Genomic DNA, 12,556 nt, shown 5'->3' on the forward strand with positions numbered 1-12,556 from the left:
CGCGATGAGCCAGGCGGCGCAGAACCTGAACTGGTTGATCACCAACTTTGTGGACAACACCCCTGGGGTGTCCCACACAGTGGTGGTCTCCGCCGACGGCCTTCTTCTGGCGATGTCCGAAGGGTTTCCGCGCGACCGCGCCGACCAGCTGGCGGCCGTGGCCTCCGGACTGACCTCGCTGACCGCGGGTGCCTCCCGGATCTTCGAGGGTGGGGCCGTCAACCAGACCGTGGTCGAGATGGACCGGGGATTCCTTTTCCTCATGTCCGTCTCGGATGGATCCTCGCTGGCCGTACTGGCGCACCCCGAGTGCGACATCGGCCTCGTGGGGTACGAGATGGCTCTTCTGGTGGATCGTGCGGGCAGTGTCCTCACCCCGGACCTGCGCGCCGAGCTCCAGGGAAGTCTTCTCAGCTAGCAGACAGGCAGTGCGTTTCGCGTCATCGCACCTTAAGGTGCGGTGGCGCGGTTCCAACGGGAGTACTGCGTTTTGGAGTCGGAGGAGGAAACGTGACAACACCCCCAGGAGGACATCCTTATGGCGGCGCGCAACAGCCGCAGGGTGGGCACGACCAGAACCGCTTCAACTTTCCCTCCGCTCCCAGCCGTCCCGTGCCGGAGCAGAACCCGTACCAGAACCAGCCGTACGGCCAGCAGCCCCAGCAGCAGCCCTACGCGCCGGCCCAGCGAGCCCCTCGGGCCTCGCAGCCGCAGGCGCCGAAGGCTCACAACCCGCTGGTGCGCCCGTACGCAATGACCGGCGGCCGGACCCGGCCGCGCTACCAGCTCGCCATCGAGGCACTGGTCAGCACCACGGCCGATCCCGCCCGGCTGCAAGGGCAGTTGCCCGAGCACCAGCGCATCTGCCGCCTGTGCCAGGAGATCAAATCCGTCGCGGAGATCTCGGCACTTCTCTCCATTCCTCTCGGCGTTGCCCGGATCCTCGTCGCCGACCTGGCGGAGGCCGGCCTTGTCGCCATTCACCAGCCCGGCGGCGACGAGTCCGCCGGCGGCCAGCCAGATGTGACACTGCTCGAAAGGGTGCTCAGTGGACTTCGCAAGCTCTAACGGCGGAGCGGCTCGCTCCACCACCTCCGCGAAGATCGTGGTGGCGGGCGGCTTCGGCGTGGGCAAGACCACGTTCGTCGGCGCGGTCTCCGAGATCAACCCGCTGCGCACCGAAGCCGTCATGACATCCGCCTCCGCCGGCATCGACGACCTCACCCACACCGGAGACAAGACGACCACCACGGTCGCCATGGACTTCGGCCGCATCACCCTCGACCAGGACCTCATCCTCTACCTGTTCGGCACCCCCGGACAGGACCGCTTCTGGTTCATGTGGGACGACCTCGTCCGCGGCGCCATCGGCGCCGTCGTCCTCGTCGACACCCGCCGACTCGCCGACTGCTTCCCCGCCGTCGACTACTTCGAAAACAGCGGCCTCCCCTTCGTCATCGCCCTCAACGGCTTCGACGGACACCAGCCCTACACCCCCGAAGAAGTCCGCGAAGCACTCCAGATCGGCCCCGACGCACCCATCATCACCACCGACGCACGCCACCGCGCCGACGCCAAGAGCGCCCTCATCACGCTCGTCGAACACGCACTCATGGCACGACTGCGGTAGTAAGTCGGAGCGCATCTTCCGGAACGCCGGGAACCCGTCCACGGGTCCCCGGCGTTCTGTCTTTCCGACGAGGGGGTGCGATGAGCGCTGAGGTTGCGGCGATCAATCTGGGGCGGGTGCTGGCGACCCGGGCGGCCGGACTGTGGCTGGCGCCGAAACGCCGCGCCCAGGAGGGCCGGTCCGAGCTGTCGGAGCTGATCCGGGTGCGGGTGGCCGGACTGCGTCCGCAGCGGAGCCTGGAGCGGCAGTTCGAGCAGATCGCGGACGCGGTGGCGGCCCGGCTGGAACCGCTGCTCGCCCACGAGTTCCGCGGCCTTTCGGAAGCCGGCCGCCGGTCCGCCCTCGACGCGGTGACGGACACCTTCACCCGGGCCGACCTCTCGGACGCGGCGATCATCGGCTCGGACGCGGACGCGGCGGAGCTGGCCCGCCGCATCCGCCGCGCGGTCCCGGCCCCGGCCGGCCTGGACGAGCCGGCCGAGGCGCTGTACGAGCTGCTGTTCTCGGAGTGCTGCGACTGCTACGTACGCGTCCTGCGCCGGCTGCCGGTGTTCACCGAACGCGCGGTGACGGAACTGCTGGGCCGGACCACCTCCCTGGCGGCGGAGCTCTCCCAGGTCCTGGAACGGCTCCCGGCCCGGTCCCTGTACGCGCCCGAGGGCGAAGGCCGGGACGAGGCCTTCCGCCGGGAGTACCTGGAGCTCGTCTCCCGCTCGCTGGACGAGATCGAACTGTTCAGCTTCGCCTCGGAGCGCGCCGCGCGGACAAAGCTGTCGGTGGCGTACGTGAGCCTGCGGACCACCCAGGAGGCCGTGCCCCATGCGCCCGAGGACGACGGGCACGGCCGGCGGGTGGAGAGCGCGCTGAAGGACGCGGACCGGGTGCTGCTGCGGGGCGAGGCCGGCTCCGGCAAGACGACCCTGCTCCAGTGGCTGGCGGTGACCGCCGCCCGCGGTGCCTTCGAGGGGGAGCTGGCCGCCTGGAACGGCCTGGTGCCGGTCCCGGTCACCCTGCGCCGGTACGCGGGCCGGGAACTCCCCTCTCCCGAGGCCCTGTTGGACGAGGTGGCGGGTCCGCTGACCGGGCACATGCCGACGGCCTGGGTGGACCGGCAGCTCGCCGCCGGGCGCGCGCTGTTACTGGTGGACGGGGTGGACGAGCTGCCCGCCGCCGAACGGCGGGCGGTCCGGGACTGGCTGCGCCGCCTGCTGCTCGCCTATCCGGCCAACCGCGCGGTGGTCACCTCCCGCCCGGCGGCGGCCCGCAGCGACTGGCTGCGGGCGGAAGGCTTCCGGCCGGTCCTGCTGGACCGGATGCGGCCGGCCGACCTGGCCGAGTTCGTCCGCCAGTGGCACGAGGCGGTGCTGGACCGGGACGAGGAACTGCCCGACTACGAGCGGGCCTTGCTGACCAGCCTCCAGAACCGGCCGCACCTCCAGTCCCTGGCGGCCACGCCCTTGCTGGCGGCTCTGCTCTGCGCCCTGCACCTGGACCGGCGCGGGCAGCTGCCGCGCAACCGGATGGAGCTGTACCGGATCGCCCTGGAGATCCTGGTGCAGCGCCGGGACGCCGAGCGGTGCGTGCCGAGCGGCCTGGACGTCCAGCTGACGCTGACCGACAAGCTGCGGCTGCTCCAGGACCTCGCCTGGCGGCTGTCGGACAACGGTCGCAACGAGATCGCGCGGCAGCGGGCCGAGGTCCATGTGCACTATGCGCTCGGCGCGATGCGGCATCTGGAGGGCTTCGAGGCGTCCGCGGTGCTGGACCACCTGGTGGCCCGCTCGGGGGTGCTCCGCTCCCCGGCCGACGGCCGGATCGACTTCCTGCACCGCAGCTTCCAGGAGTACCTGGCGGCGGCGGACGCGGCCGTGCAGGACAACATCGGCAACCTGGTGGGGCGGGCGCACCTGGACTTCTGGTACGAGACGATCGTGATGGCGGCGGGCCACGCGAACCGCACCCAGCGGACGGAGCTGATCGAGGGGGTGCTGGGGCGGGCGGCTGCGGAGCCACGGCACCGGAGGCGGCTGAAGCGGCTGGCGGCGTCCTGCCTGGAGACGATGGAAGCGGTGCCGGAGGAGGTCGTGTCCGGCCTGGACGAGGCGCTGGACTCGCTGATCCCGCCGAGCGGGGACGAGGAGGCCGCGGCGCTGGCGGCGGTGGGCCCGGCGGTGCTGAGCCGGCTTCCCGGGTCCTTGAGCGGGCTGTCGACGGAGCCCGCAGAGGCCACCGTGCGCACGGCCGCACTCATCGGCGGCTCCCGGGCCCTGGACCGGCTGGCCCATTGGGTGCCCGGCGCTGAGGGCAGGTCGGCATCGTCCCTCGCGGGCGCATGGGGGTACTTCGACCCGGATGAGTACGCGGAGCGGGTCTTGCGCCGACTGCCGCTGACGCGGGTGCATCTGACGCTGACGCACCCAACGCAGTGGCCTGCTCTACTGCGGCTCCCCGACGTCCGTCGCGTGGGGGTGGTGTACCCGTTCTTCGACGGCCTCGCCCAGACGACCCAGCTGGCCGGCTTGCACAGTCTCACGATGTACGACCTCCGCAATGAGGCAGATCTCGCTCCGTTGCGGCATCACGATGAGCTCACGTCGCTCACCCTGCGGGGGAACGTGCCGCTGACCGATGCCACGCCGCTGCGCGACCTGCCCAGACTGGACAACCTGGCACTGGAGGGCTGGGTATCGCTGCCCCCGCTCCGGGACATCCCGGTGCCCGCCGAGACATGGAATCTGAGCCTGGGCCGCCTTGCCCCCGAAACGGACCTCGCGTCCCTCACCGACCGGCCCGCGCTGGGCCTCCTCGACCTGCGGGGCCGCGGTGAACCGCGTGGATTCGACGAGCTGAGCGGCCTGAGCCATCTCTTCTTCCTGGCCATGGATGGCTACGACCTGCGCACCTGGCTCCCGGCCATCCGCAGCGCGCCACGCCGGCTGGGCACCGTCGCGTTCCGGGACTGTCTGCTGCCGGCGGACTTGGGTTCGCTGGCCTCGCTCGGCACCCTGGAGACTCTGTACCTCTACGGCTGCCGAACGGCCGACGGCCGCCCCCCGAACCTGGACTCGGTGCCCGAGGGCATCAACGTCCGGCTCGGCTGAGCGGCCGTACGGAGGGGTCTGGGGGTCAGCCCTGCCAGGAGTGCGGGGCGCGGAAGCCCGGGGTGCGCTCCAGGCGGCGCCAGCCGGCCGTGGTGCGGGCGCGGGGGGCCGGGATGTCCGGGGTGGACGCGGCGCGGGCCAGCAGGATCGCGGTGATCGCGGCCAGCTCCTCGGGCTTGGCGTTGCCCTTTTCGACGCGCAGCAGCATGTCGGTGCTCATCGGTGGCGTGTCTCCTCTTACTGCGGCGGGTTGCCGTGCTTGCGGGACGGCAGGTCGGCGTGCTTGTTGCGGAGCATCGCGAGGGCGCTGATCAGCGTCTCGCGGGTTTCGGCGGGGTCGATGACGTCGTCGACGAGGCCGCGTTCGGCCGCGTAGTACGGGTGCATCAGCTCGGCCTTGTACTCCTTGACCATCCGGGCGCGCATGGCCTCGGGGTCTTCGGCGTCGGCGATCTGGCGGCGGAAGATGACGTTGGCCGCGCCCTCCGCGCCCATGACCGCGATCTCGTTGGTGGGCCAGGCGTAGGTGAGGTCGGCGCCGATGGACTGGGAGTCCATCACGATGTACGCACCGCCGTAGGCCTTGCGCAGGATCAGGCTGATCCGCGGGACGGTGGCGTTGCAGTACGCGTACAGCAGCTTCGCACCGTGCCGGATGATCCCGCCGTGCTCCTGGTCCACACCCGGCAGGAAGCCCGGCACATCCAGCAGGGTCACGATCGGAATGTTGAACGCGTCGCACATCTGGACGAAGCGCGCGGACTTCTCCGAGGCCTCGATGTCCAGGACACCTGCGAGGTGGGCCGGCTGGTTGGCGACGATGCCGACGACCTGGCCGTCCAGGCGGGCGAGCGCGCAGATGATGTTGCGGGCCCAGCGCTCGTGGATCTCCAGGAAGTCGCCGTCGTCGACGAGTTCCTCGATCACCTTGTGCATGTCGTACGGGCGGTTGCCATCGGCCGGGACCAGGTCGAGCAGTACGTCCGAGCGCCGGTCGGCCGGGTCGTCGGTGGCGTGCACCGGCGGGTTCTCGCGGTTGTTCGAGGGCAGCATCGAGATGAGGTAGCGGACCTCGGCGATGCAGTTCTCTTCGTCGTCGTAGGCGAAGTGCGCGACGCCGGAGGTCTCGGCGTGCACGTCGGCGCCGCCCAGGCCGTTCTGGCTGATCTCCTCGCCGGTCACCGCACGGACCACGTCCGGGCCGGTGATGAACATCTGCGAGGTGTCCCGGACCATGAACACGAAGTCCGTCAGCGCCGGCGAGTACGCCGCACCGCCGGCGCAGGGGCCGAGCATGACCGAGATCTGCGGGATGACGCCCGAGGCCTTGGTGTTGCGCTGGAAGATACCGCCGTACCCGGCCAGGGCACTGACGCCCTCCTGGATACGGGCGCCGGCCCCGTCGTTGAGCGAGACCAGCGGCGCACCGGCCGCAATGGCCATGTCCATGATCTTGTGGATCTTCGCCGCGTGCGCCTCACCGAGCGCGCCGCCGAAGATCCGGAAGTCGTGGGCGTAGACGAAGACCGTCCGGCCCTCCACCGTGCCCCAGCCGGTGATCACACCGTCCGTGTACGGCTTGCGGGCTTCCAGACCGAACCCGCTGGCGCGGTGCCGGCGCAGCTGCTCGACCTCCTTGAAGGAACCCTCGTCCAGCAGGAGCGCGATGCGCTCGCGGGCGGTGAGCTTGCCCTTGGCGTGCTGGGCTTCGGTGGCGCGGTCGCTGGGGCCGCGCCGCGCCTGCTCGCGCAGGTCGTGCAGCTCGGCCACTCGGCCGCGAGCATCCGTCGGCTCGCCCGGGATCTGGTCCACAACGGTCATGTATCGACCTTACGAAGAGGACCAAGCGAAACCCTCCGTAGATACCGCACAGTCTCGGGCGCGATCCGCTGTGAGGACGGGACAGAACCGGGGAGCGGCGCAAGGACATCACCAGGAGGGACCTTCATCCTTTGTGGGGTGTCCACAAACTCAACCTAGATGTTGAAATTTGAACGGAATGGGTCTACCGTCATTTTCATTGAAGTTTCAACAACAACCGAGGAGTGCATCATGGGCCTGTTCACCCGTCGCAGCCAGCAGAACACCACCACCGCCGCCGCCGGCACCGTCTCCACCCTTGACCCGGCCCTCGCCGCCCTCACCGGCGACTACGTGATCGACGCCGCGCACAGCAGCATCGGCTTCACCGTCCGGCACGCGATGGTGACCAACGTCCGGGGCACCTTCGCCGAACACCAGGGCACCCTGCACCTGGACGGCGCCGACCCGGCCCGGTCGACCGCCGCCATCGAGGTCCGGATCGCCTCGGTGGACACCGGTATCGCGGACCGCGACACGCACCTGCGCAGCGGTGACTTCTTCGACGCCGAGGCGTACCCGGTGATGACCTTCCGGTCCACCGCAGCGCAGCAGCTGGGCGGCGACCGCTACCGGATCAGCGGCGACCTGACCATCAAGGACGTCACCCGGCCGCTCGCCATCGACCTGGAGTTCAACGGCTCCGCCACCGATGTGTACGGCAACGAGCGGGTGGGGTTCGAGGGCAGCACCGAGATCCTGCGTTCCGACTGGGGCCTGACCTGGAACGCGGCCTTGGAGGCCGGCGGTGTGATGGTCAGCGACAGGGTGAAGCTGACCTTCGACATCTCGGCGATCAAGCAGGCCTGAGCACCGGCGACAGGGACCCCCGGGGGGCGGCCTAGAAGCCGCCCCCGTCGAAGCCGCCGCCACCGCCCCAGTCCCCGCCGCCGAAGTCGGAGGCGCTGAAGTCGGAGCCGGAGAAGTCCCCGCCCTCGAAGCCGTTGCCGACGTCGCCGCTGCCGAAGTCGGCGGCATAGGCCGGGGTGGACATCATCGAGCCGAGCATCGTGCCCATCAGCAGGCCGGGCAGGATGCCGCCGCCGAAGTAGCCGCCGGCCCAGGGACCGTACGCCGGGCCGGCGTCGTAGTACGGCCGCGGCCCGTGCTCGGTGTCCACCGTACGGAGCATCGGGTCCCGGCCCTCGCGCAGCCGGACCGCGTCCGCCGTGCACACCGGGACCGTCCGGGCGGTCCCGCCGGCCGGCGCCCAGCCCGCGTCCTCGGTGCTGGGTCCGTGCCGCGGGTCGAAGAAGCAGGGCAGCCGGCGCTCGGGAAGCGCCCGGCCCTCGCGGCGGGCGGCGAGCACGGCCAGCGAGAACCGGCCGTCCTCCAGCGCCTGGGTCACGCCCTTGACCTCGTCGGGGTGCTGGACGTTGCCCATGATCTGCTTGGCCTTGTCGTACGAGTCCAGGGCCTTCTCGTAGTCCGTGCGCATGGAGTCGTCGGCGCCGGGCTCGGACGGGTGGAAGTCGAGGCGTTCCAGCTCCTCGCCGAAGGCGGTGATGTCCTCGTCGACCACCACCCGCAGCTTCTCGATGGCCTCGCGCCGGGCCTCTTCCTTCTGCTTCCGGTTGCGGCGGACCAGGGCGTACGCGCCACCGCCGCCGACCGCCACCACGGCGCCGAGACCGATCAGGCCGGCGACCGGGGCCCCGCCGTCCGTGCCGGTGGTGCCCCAGGAGGCCGGGGCGCTGCCCTTGGCCTGGGCCAGTGCCTGGTCCACGAAGGTGTTCAGCTGGGTGGCGGCGTCCACCGTCCCGCCGCTCTTCACCGCGCTGGTGAGGTTGCGTACCGCGTTGGTGGGCATGACGGCCTTGTCCGCGCCGGCGTTGAAGCCGTCGCCGAGCCGGATCGCATAGAGGCCGGTGATGCCGGTGTTGTTGCGGACGGTGGAGAGCACGCTCTCGGGCGGGAACTCGGCGGAGTTCGGCAGCACCGCGACGAACACGGGCTTGTCGGCGTCCTTGATCTTCTTCGCCAGCGCGTCCGCCTGGTCCTTCGGCAACTGCGCCGCGGCGCGCGGATCGACATAGACCGGGCTCTCCTTGAGCGCCTCGGCCACAGCGGCGGGCCCGGTTGCTGCGGCGGCCGGCGACGCGAGGGCGACGGCGCCCACCGGCAGGGCCAACAGCACACCGGAAAGTACGGATATCAGCCTGGTCCTCATGCCTACGACGCTACCTGAACAGGCACTTTCCTGTGTTAATAGGACATAAGTCCCCGCCGGGCCGGAGCCCGGCGGGGCGGGAGCGCCGGAGGCGGGAGCACCGGAGCCGGGCTACTCCGCCGGTTCGATGCCCGCGTGCAGGAGGCCGTAGGTGAAGGCGTCCTCCAGCGCCTGCCAGGACGCGGCGATCACATTCGGCGCCACCCCGACCGTGTTCCACTCGCGGTGGCCGTCCGTGGTGGTGACCAGCACCCGGGTGGTGGACTCGGTGCCGTGGGTGCCCTCCAGGATGCGGACCTTGTAGTCGACCAGCTCGAACTTGGCCAGCTGCGGGAAGAAGCGCTCCAGGGCCACCCGGAGCGCCCGGTCCAGGGCGTTGACGGGGCCGTTGCCCTCCGCCGTGGCCACGATCCGCTCCCCCTTGGCCCAGAGCTTCACGGTGGCCTCGTTGGCGTGCGTACCGTCCGGGCGGTCCTCGACGATGGCCCGCCAGGACTCGATCCGGAAGAACCGGCGGGCGCGGCCCTCCGCCTCCTCCCTGAGCAGGAGCTCGAAGGAGGCGTCGGCGGCCTCGTAGGTGTAGCCGGCCAGCTCCCGTTCCTTGACCCGCTCCACGACCCGGGAGACCAGGGCGCGGTCCCCGCCGAGGTCCACGCCGAGCTCCCGGCCCTTGAGCTCGATGGAGGCCCGGCCGGCCATGTCGGAGACCAGCATCCGCATGGTGTTGCCGACCCGCTCGGGGTCGATGTGCTGGTAGAGGTCCGGGTCGACCTTGATGGCCGAGGCGTGCAGTCCGGCCTTGTGGGCGAAGGCGGAGACTCCGACGTACGGCTGGTGCGTGGAGGGGGTGAGGTTGACGACCTCGGCGATGGCGTGGGAGATCCGGGTCATCTCGGCCAGGGCGCCGGGCGGCAGGACCTCGCGGCCGTACTTGATCTCCAGGGCGGCGACCACCGGGAAGAGGTTGGCGTTGCCGACCCGCTCGCCGTAGCCGTTGGCGGTGCACTGCACATGGGTGGCGCCGCCGTCCACGGCGGCGAGGGTGTTGGCCACGGCGCAGCCGGTGTCGTCCTGGGCGTGGATGCCGAGCCGGGCGCCGGTGTCGGCGAGGACGGTGGAGACCACGGCGGTGACCTGGGCGGGGAGCATGCCGCCGTTGGTGTCGCAGAGGACGACCACGTCGGCGCCGGCCTCGTACGCGGTGCGGACCACGGACTTGGCGTACTCCGGGTTGGCCCGGTAGCCGTCGAAGAAGTGCTCGCAGTCGACGAACACCCGGCGGCCCTGCTCGCGCAGGTAGGAGACGGTGTCCCGGACCATCTCCAGGTTCTCGTCCAGGGTGGTGCGCAGGGCCAGCTCGACATGCCGGTCGTGGGATTTGGCGACCAGGGTGATCACGGGTGCGCCGGACTCCAGCAGGGCCCGAACCTGGGGGTCCTCGGCCGCGGAGCCGCCGGCCCGGCGGGTGGCGCCGAAGGCCACCAGCTGGGCGTGCTTGAAGTCGATCTCGGCGCGGGCGCGGGCGAAGAACTCGGTGTCGCGCGGGTTGGCGCCGGGCCAGCCGCCCTCGATGAAGCCGACACCGAACTCGTCCAGGTACCGGGCGATCGTCAGCTTGTCCGCGACCGTGAGGTTGATGCCCTCGCGCTGCGCGCCGTCCCGCAGCGTGGTGTCGAAGACGTGGAAGCTGTCGTCGAGGACGGCCTTCGGCGCTGTCGTCTCTGTTGGCGTCACGGTGTTCTGGCTCCTGTCGGATGAGTGGCTCCGGATGCCCGCCCAGGGATGGTCGCCGCCACTTGCCCCCATCATCGCGCGCTCACGGTCTCCGGCCGGAATGGAGCCGGTAAACGAAAAGACCCCTCGCGGGTGCGAGAGGTCTGCGCGCGGGTCTGGGGCACGGTGGCCGCCTCCGCGGAGGTTGTCCACGGTTCAGCGGCCACTGCGGACCGGCGCGCTGCTGCCGATAATCATGGGCTGAGCAAGCACGCCCGCAGTTTGCCACATCGCCTCCGGCAGCTGGACGCCGGTCTCACGATACGGTCACCGGGGTGAGGGCCTCGGCGAAGAACTCCTGTACGTGGTCGAGGATCTGCCGGCGGTCCAGGCCGGGCAGGCCGACCGCCAGCTGGATGCTGAACCCGTCCAGCAGGGCCCGGGTGCGGGCGGCGAAGCGGTCGGCGTCCACCGGCCGGAATTCGCCGCGCGAGATGCCCTCGGCGAGCAGCGCCACCAGGTCGCGGTGCCAGGCGCCCTCGATGGCGGCCTGGCGGTCGCGCTCCTCCGGGCCGGCGTTCTGGGAGCGGTTCCAGACCTCCAGCCAGAGCGTCCAGTGCGGGTCCCGGGCGTACTGGGGCACGTACAGGTCGACATAGGCGGTCAGCCGGTCGCGGACCGGGCCGCGCCGGGAGAGCAGGGCCCGCCGTTCGCCGCCGAGGGCCGCCTCGCTCCACTCCAGGGTCTGCAGCAGCAGCTCGTCCTTGCTGCGGAAGTAGTAGAGGAGGTGGCCGCTGCTCATGCCGACCTGGCGGCCCAGTCCGGCCATGGTGAGCCCGTCCAGGCCGCGCTCGGCGATCGTGGCCATGGCGGCGACGAGTACGTCCTCGCGCGGCGGCGCGTTCTTCCGCGCGCGTACCCCACCCGCCACCATGGCCACTCTCCTCACACCTTCGGCTGTTGCTGGGTGATGCAGTGGATGCCGCCACCCCCGGCGAAAATCGTACGTGCGTCAACCAGTGTCACGGTCCGCTCCGGGAACAGTCCGCGGAAGATCTCGGCGGCCTCGTCGTCGCGCGGGTCGTCGAAGGAGCACAGCACGACGCCGTCGTTGCACAGGTAGTGGTTGATATACGAGTAGTCCACCCACTCGTCGTCCTCTTCCAGCACGGTCGGGGCGGGGATCTCCACGACCTCCAGCGGCCGGCCCTGGGCGTCGGTGGCGGCGCGCAGGATGGCGGCGATGGTCTTGCCGCGCTCGTGGTCCGGGTGGGCCGGGTCGGGCTGGCTGTGGACCATGACCACGCCGGGGCGGGCGAAGGCCGCGACGATGTCCACATGGCCCTGGGTGCCATAGGTGCCGTAGTCGCCGGCCAGGCCGTACGGCAGCCAGATGGCCTTGGTGGTGCCCAGGTGGGCGTGGATCTCCTGCTCGACCTGCTCGCGGGTCCAGTCGGGGTTGCGGCCCGCGCCCAGCTGCACGGTGTCGGTCAGCAGGACGGTGCCCTCGCCGTCGACGTGGATGGCGCCGCCCTCGTTGACCAGCGGGGTGGAGTACGTACGGGTGCCGACCAGGTCGGAGACGTGGCGGGCGACCTTGGAGTCGTTGTCCCAGCGGGCCCATTCCTGGGCGCCCCAGCCGTTGAAGGTCCAGTCCACGGCGGCGAGCTCGCCCTGGCGGTTGGTGACAAAGGTGGGGCCGATGTCCCGCATCCAGGCGTCGTCCAGCTCCCGCTCGACCAGGTCGATGGGGTGCTTGTCGCCGGGGCCGACCACGGCGCGGGCGCCTTCGGCGTCGCCGGGCGAGACCACCAGGGTGACCGGCTCGTACGCGCTGACGGCGCGGGCCACGGCGCCCCAGGCGCGGCGGGCCTCGGCGAGCTCCTCCGTGTTGGTGAAGGTCGGATTGAGGCTGGGCCAGGCCATCCAGGTGCGCTCGTGCGGCGCCCACTCGGGGGGCATGCGGAATCCGGCGTCCACGGGCTTGTTCATGATCACGTCAGTGGTCCTCGCTGGTCTACAGGCAGTACAGGCGGTTGAGGGCAACGGATTCGGTTAGAGCATCACTCTAACTCTTCACTT

The 12,556-nt window shown here is 70.7% G+C and carries 11 protein-coding genes; 5 read left to right on the plus strand and 6 right to left on the minus strand.

The window, feature by feature from the left end:
- Positions 1 to 4: 4 nt before the first annotated feature.
- From DEJ50_RS09755 to DEJ50_RS09770, 4 genes are all read left to right on the plus strand, one after another.
- Positions 5 to 418: a roadblock/LC7 domain-containing protein gene (locus DEJ50_RS09755; protein WP_150212026.1), complete on the plus strand. Its 414-nt coding sequence runs from the start codon at positions 5 to 7 to the stop codon at positions 416 to 418.
- Between the two features lie 92 nt (positions 419 to 510).
- A complete protein-coding gene (locus DEJ50_RS09760) occupies positions 511 to 1,068 on the plus strand; it encodes a DUF742 domain-containing protein (protein ID WP_150207168.1) in 558 nt (185 codons plus the stop codon).
- On the plus strand, positions 1,049 to 1,630 hold the full coding sequence (locus DEJ50_RS09765) for a GTP-binding protein (RefSeq protein WP_037792108.1): 582 nt from the start codon (positions 1,049 to 1,051) through the stop codon (positions 1,628 to 1,630). Before DEJ50_RS09760 ends, DEJ50_RS09765 begins: the two co-directional genes overlap by 20 nt.
- A gap of 80 nt (positions 1,631 to 1,710) precedes the next feature.
- Positions 1,711 to 4,731 (plus strand): NACHT domain-containing protein, encoded by a 3,021-nt coding sequence (locus DEJ50_RS09770; protein ID WP_150207169.1) that lies wholly within the window; start codon positions 1,711 to 1,713, stop codon positions 4,729 to 4,731.
- A gap of 25 nt (positions 4,732 to 4,756) precedes the next feature.
- Here DEJ50_RS09770 and DEJ50_RS09775 read toward each other — a convergent pair whose 3' ends face one another.
- Entirely contained in the window at positions 4,757 to 4,951 is a 195-nt protein-coding gene (locus tag DEJ50_RS09775) for an acyl-CoA carboxylase subunit epsilon (protein ID WP_150207170.1), read from the minus strand.
- A gap of 17 nt (positions 4,952 to 4,968) precedes the next feature.
- Positions 4,969 to 6,552: an acyl-CoA carboxylase subunit beta gene (locus DEJ50_RS09780; RefSeq protein WP_150207171.1), complete on the minus strand. Its 1,584-nt coding sequence runs from the start codon at positions 6,550 to 6,552 to the stop codon at positions 4,969 to 4,971.
- A 231-nt stretch (positions 6,553 to 6,783) separates the two neighbouring features.
- Here DEJ50_RS09780 and DEJ50_RS09785 point away from each other — a divergent pair, with 231 nt between their 5' ends.
- On the plus strand, positions 6,784 to 7,401 hold the full coding sequence (locus DEJ50_RS09785) for a YceI family protein (protein WP_150207172.1): 618 nt from the start codon (positions 6,784 to 6,786) through the stop codon (positions 7,399 to 7,401).
- Positions 7,402 to 7,432: 31 nt separating this feature from the next.
- Here DEJ50_RS09785 and DEJ50_RS09790 read toward each other — a convergent pair whose 3' ends face one another.
- The 4 genes from DEJ50_RS09790 to DEJ50_RS09805 all read right to left on the minus strand — a co-directional run bounded on the left by DEJ50_RS09790 (position 7,433) and on the right by DEJ50_RS09805 (position 12,466).
- On the minus strand, positions 7,433 to 8,761 hold the full coding sequence (locus tag DEJ50_RS09790; protein ID WP_150207173.1) for a hypothetical protein: 1,329 nt from the start codon (positions 8,759 to 8,761) through the stop codon (positions 7,433 to 7,435).
- Between the two features lie 111 nt (positions 8,762 to 8,872).
- Positions 8,873 to 10,495 carry a citramalate synthase gene (gene cimA, locus DEJ50_RS09795; RefSeq protein WP_150207174.1) on the minus strand — a complete coding sequence of 541 codons (1,623 nt, stop codon included), beginning with the start codon at positions 10,493 to 10,495 and terminating at the stop codon, positions 8,873 to 8,875.
- Positions 10,496 to 10,790: 295 nt separating this feature from the next.
- Positions 10,791 to 11,408 carry a TetR/AcrR family transcriptional regulator gene (locus DEJ50_RS09800; protein WP_411757591.1) on the minus strand — a complete coding sequence of 206 codons (618 nt, stop codon included), beginning with the start codon at positions 11,406 to 11,408 and terminating at the stop codon, positions 10,791 to 10,793.
- 11 nt (positions 11,409 to 11,419) lie between these two features.
- A complete protein-coding gene (locus DEJ50_RS09805) occupies positions 11,420 to 12,466 on the minus strand; it encodes an agmatine/peptidylarginine deiminase (RefSeq protein WP_150212028.1) in 1,047 nt (348 codons plus the stop codon).
- Positions 12,467 to 12,556: the final 90 nt, after the last annotated feature.

It is taken from the genome of Streptomyces venezuelae (genome assembly GCF_008642295.1).
Classification (GTDB): domain Bacteria; phylum Actinomycetota; class Actinomycetes; order Streptomycetales; family Streptomycetaceae; genus Streptomyces; species Streptomyces venezuelae_C.

Coding starts and splice junctions, on each gene's coding strand:
- DEJ50_RS09755 (WP_150212026.1), top strand. CDS start 5: ATGAGCCAGGCGGCGCAGAACCTGAACTGGTTGATCACCAACTTTGTG.
- DEJ50_RS09770 (WP_150207169.1), top strand. CDS start 1,711: ATGAGCGCTGAGGTTGCGGCGATCAATCTGGGGCGGGTGCTGGCGACC.
- DEJ50_RS09775 (WP_150207170.1), bottom strand. CDS start 4,951: ATGAGCACCGACATGCTGCTGCGCGTCGAAAAGGGCAACGCCAAGCCC.
- DEJ50_RS09780 (WP_150207171.1), bottom strand. CDS start 6,552: ATGACCGTTGTGGACCAGATCCCGGGCGAGCCGACGGATGCTCGCGGC.
- DEJ50_RS09785 (WP_150207172.1), top strand. CDS start 6,784: ATGGGCCTGTTCACCCGTCGCAGCCAGCAGAACACCACCACCGCCGCC.
- DEJ50_RS09790 (WP_150207173.1), bottom strand. CDS start 8,761: ATGAGGACCAGGCTGATATCCGTACTTTCCGGTGTGCTGTTGGCCCTG.
- DEJ50_RS09800 (WP_411757591.1), bottom strand. CDS start 11,408: ATGGTGGCGGGTGGGGTACGCGCGCGGAAGAACGCGCCGCCGCGCGAG.
- DEJ50_RS09805 (WP_150212028.1), bottom strand. CDS start 12,466: ATGAACAAGCCCGTGGACGCCGGATTCCGCATGCCCCCCGAGTGGGCG.